Source organism: Pseudomonas sp. 05N434 (genome assembly GCF_056396965.1).
Genome location: NZ_JBFTMK010000837.1, coordinates 1 through 1,435 on the forward strand (window position 1 = coordinate 1; position 1,435 = coordinate 1,435).

The 1,435-nt window shown below is 60.6% G+C and carries 3 protein-coding genes and 1 pseudogene; 2 read left to right on the plus strand and 2 right to left on the minus strand.

The genetic code is table 11. The features are described 5' to 3' along the window. Both AC1DLB_RS29905 and AC1DLB_RS29910 read left to right on the plus strand, forming a co-directional pair. Positions 1-511 (plus strand): undecaprenyl-diphosphate phosphatase (locus AC1DLB_RS29905; protein WP_477786278.1); only part of this gene is annotated, 511 nt, incomplete at its 5' end. Beyond that, the gene (locus AC1DLB_RS29910; RefSeq protein WP_086946410.1) at positions 508-936 is read left to right on the plus strand and encodes a DUF1294 domain-containing protein; all 429 of its coding nucleotides are present in this window, start codon (positions 508-510) and stop codon (positions 934-936) included. The genes AC1DLB_RS29905 and AC1DLB_RS29910, both read left to right, overlap by 4 nt. A 7-nt stretch (positions 937-943) precedes the next feature. Here AC1DLB_RS29910 and AC1DLB_RS29915 read toward each other — a convergent pair whose 3' ends face one another. Both AC1DLB_RS29915 and AC1DLB_RS29920 read right to left on the minus strand, forming a co-directional pair. Continuing rightward, positions 944-1,303, minus strand: coding sequence for an MmcQ/YjbR family DNA-binding protein (locus AC1DLB_RS29915; protein WP_026286414.1), 360 nt, complete (start codon positions 1,301-1,303; stop codon positions 944-946). After that, positions 1,300-1,435, minus strand: a pseudogene (locus AC1DLB_RS29920) (LysR family transcriptional regulator); the annotation flags it as partial. The pseudogene AC1DLB_RS29920 and the gene AC1DLB_RS29915, both read right to left, overlap by 4 nt.

The following is a 1,435-nucleotide window of genomic DNA, read 5'->3' on the forward strand; positions in this document are numbered from 1 at the left end:
GTACCTGTTCAACCCGATAACCGTGGCCAGCGCATTGGTCGTGGGCGGGATTATCATGTTGTGGGCTGAACGCCGGCAGCATGTCGTGCATGCCGAAAGCGTCGATGACATCACCTGGAAAGAGGCCCTGAAAGTCGGTTTCGCCCAGTGCCTGGCGATGATCCCGGGGACCTCGCGTTCCGGTTCGACGATCATCGGCGGTTTGCTGTTCGGGTTGTCGCGCAAGACGGCCACCGAATTCTCGTTCTTCCTTGCCATGCCAACCATGGTCGGCGCAGCGGTTTACTCGGGCTACAAATACCGCCACCTGTTTGTTCCGGCTGATTTCCCGGTGTTCGCCATCGGCTTTGTCACCGCGTTTATCTTTGCGATGATCGCCGTCCGGGGCCTGCTCAAGTTCATCGCCAGCCACAGCTACGCGGCATTCGCCTGGTATCGCATTGTGTTTGGCCTGGTGATTCTGGCGACCTGGCAGTTCGGTTGGGTCGACTGGACCGCGGCCAAGCCATGAGCGACGCCGCCGCACGCAACAACCCCGGGCGCAAGCCCGGGGGAGCAATTCAAAACCTGCGGTTGAAATTGCTGGTGTTCGTTTTGCTGTGCGCAGTGCCGTTGTTTGGCTCGGTGTCGCTGTGGCTGCGCGGGGTGTCGGTGATTCCCCTGGCCGCCTATGGCATCGTTAGCGTGCTGGCGTTTTTCCTGTACTGGGGCGACAAGCACAAGGCCCGCGCCGACAGCTGGCGCACGCCGGAGAACGTCTTGCACGCGGTGGAACTGGCGGGCGGTTGGCCGGGTGCCTTGCTGGCCCAGCAAGTGTTTCGGCACAAGACCCGCAAGGTTTCGTTTCAACTGGTGTTCTGGCTCATCGTGCTGATGCATCAGGTGTTCTGGATCGACCAGTTGTTTTTGGGTGCTCAGCTGTTCGCGCTGTTCTAAAGCTGTTTTAAAGCAGCAAGCCGATCTGCGTGCGCTTGGGCAACTTGCTCACCACCAGTTGGTGGGAACGTTGCAGCAAGCCTTGCAGCTCTTCGGTGCCCAGCGGGTAGGGCGTGTCCATGATGATCCACTGCGCCCGGGCCAGATACGGCGCCGGGTGAATGCCCGGTCGGTCGCAATGGCCCAGGAACAGGTCCTTGTCGACCTTGAAGGCCAGKGACTGGCCCCGCAGGTTCTGCAAGGCGAACATCTTGCTCCCGGCAATCGAAAACACCCTTACGCCCCCCCACTTGTAATCCTCCCGCGCGCCGGGCAGCGCCAGGCAGAATTGCGCGACATCCTCTTCGCTCATTGGTCTTGCCTTCATAACAGTCGGTCCCCACAGGCATTGAATGATTCGATCAAATGGTCGATCCAGGCGCGTACTGCCGGCATTACCCCGCGCCGATGAGGGTAGACCGCTTGCAGCCAACCGMCCGGCAATGACCAGTCAGGTAGC